Source organism: Armatimonas sp. (assembly GCF_043760365.1).
Lineage (GTDB): Bacteria > Armatimonadota > Armatimonadia > Armatimonadales > Armatimonadaceae > Armatimonas.
In genome coordinates this window covers 1-1,947 of sequence record NZ_JAYUPA010000296.1, presented here as the reverse complement: position 1 = coordinate 1,947, position 1,947 = coordinate 1, and the positions used below count along the sequence as shown (strand labels likewise).

At 60.5% G+C, this 1,947-nt stretch carries 1 protein-coding gene and 1 pseudogene; both read right to left on the bottom strand.

Annotated elements, in window-relative coordinates:
• Window positions 1-188 precede the first annotated feature (188 nt).
• Entirely contained in the window at window positions 189-1,370 is a 1,182-nt protein-coding gene (gene odhB, locus ACH2EH_RS07120) for a 2-oxoglutarate dehydrogenase complex dihydrolipoyllysine-residue succinyltransferase (protein WP_395140275.1), read from the bottom strand.
• 3 nt (window positions 1,371-1,373) lie between these two features.
• Window positions 1,374-1,947: pseudogene (locus ACH2EH_RS07115) on the bottom strand (2-oxoglutarate dehydrogenase E1 component); the annotation flags it as partial.

Below are 1,947 nucleotides of genomic sequence, written 5' to 3'. Positions count from 1 at the left end.
CTCTGCCAGTGTCTCCGCCGAGGCTTGCGCCGCAAAGCGTAGCTTCTCTAAGTCACGCACAATGCCATCCTCGGTGGCTTTCTGGAGTTTTTGTACAGTCGCGACGTGTTTTTTTGCCGCGTCCAGCCACTCACGAATGGGTTTTTCGTGAGCGCTGAGTGTCTCGGAAAGTGTCATAAAACTCTCTCTTATCCTTCTAAAAGAAGCGTCTCGGGGTCTTCGATCAGCTCTTTGACCTTGACTAGAAATCGGACGGCGGTGCTGCCGTCAATGATGCGATGGTCGTAGCTGAGCGCGACATACATAATGGGGCGAATCACAATCTCATCACCGACTACCACGGGGCGCTTGACGATATTGTGCATCCCTAGGATTCCCACTTGCGGGTAGTTGAGGATTGGAGTGGAGAGCATCGAGCCGAATGTGCCGCCATTGGTGATGGAGAATGTTCCGCCCGTCAGATCGGAGAGGCTGAGCTTGCCCTCTTTAGCCTTGCCCGCCACTTCCTTGATCTTCTTCTCAATGGCCGCGAAGCTGAGCTTGTCGGCATCCCGGATAATCGGCACCACCAAGCCATCTTCCAGCCCGACCGCGATGCCAATATCGTAGTATTTCTTGAGAATAATCTCGCCGCGTGCATCGTCAATCTCGGCGTTGACCGTCGGGAACTGCTTGAGTGCCCCGACAGTGGCCTTGGTGAAGAAACTCATGAATCCCAGCCCGACACCAAAGCGGCTCTCAAAGTCCACCTTGCGCCGCGCCCGAAGCTCCATGACTTTGCTCATGTCCACTTCATTAAAAGTGGTGAGCATCGCCGCCGTGTTCTGGGCGTTCTTGAGGTTTGTCGCAATTGCCTTCCGCTTGCGCGAGAGCGGAACGCGCTCAACGGGCCTACCATCCCCCCCGTCCGACGGGAGAGCCGGAGCGGTGACAGCGGGTGATGCAGTGACTTTGGGCAGGGTGAGCTTGGCTTCGACATCGGCTTTACCGATCTTGCCGGCGGGGCCAGTGCCCGCGACGCCATCGAGTGGGAGATTGTTGGCCGCCGCCATCGCCGCCGCCACGGGTGTGGCATCGGCACTTTCCCCCTTCGCGGAGCCGGAGGGGGTCGGCGGTGGTGCCGCCGGGGGGAGGCCAGCCTCGATCAGGCCGATGGCCTGGCCCACGGCGACCGTGGCTCCGACCTCGGCTAAGATTTGAGTGAGCACACCGTCGGTGTCGGCCTCGATCACTTGATTGACTTTATCGGTCTCGAGCTCGACCAGTGCCTCTCGTGCTTTGACAGCCTCACCGGGCTTCTTCAGCCACTGCGCCACGGTCGCCTCGACGATGGACTCGCCCATCTGGGGAACTACTATCTCAAGCGGCATTTGCTACTTCGCTCTCTTTCTTGCGGGGACGTTCAGAAACGCCTCCGTGACAATTCGATGCTGTTCGGTGTTATGGGTCGTCTGGGAACCCTCGGCGGGGCTCGCTTCCTCAGGGCGACCGATGTAGACCGGCTTGAAGCCCAGCAGCTTCTCCAGGCGGGGGGCCATAAAGACCCACGCGCCCATGTTCTGCGGCTCTTCCTGTAGCCAGATCACTTCCTGCACCGACGGATAGCTGGCGATCAGCGCCTCTAAATCACCCGTAGGGAAGGGGTAGAGCTGCTCCACGCGGGCCACGGCAACGCCCTCAGCGGCGAGATAGTCGGGGCGCTCGGTGTACTGCGGGGCCGCACCGTAGACCATGTCGTAGTAGACTTTCCCGCTACAGAGAACCAGCCGCGTGACGTTTTTCTTACGGCTGGGGTCGCGCGTGTCGTCGAGCACTGCCTGGAAGCCGCCCGCCGAGAGCTCGGCGAGGGTGGCGGCGGCGCGGGCATGGCGCAGGAGACTCTTGGGGGTCATGACGACCAGCGGACGTGGATCTGTCTTGAGGGTGGCACTCTGCCGGCGAAGCAAG

Excerpts from the sequence above, each read along its gene's own strand:
- odhB (WP_395140275.1), bottom strand. The coding sequence starts at position 1,370 with ATGCCGCTTGAGATAGTAGTTCCCCAGATGGGCGAGTCCATCGTCGAG.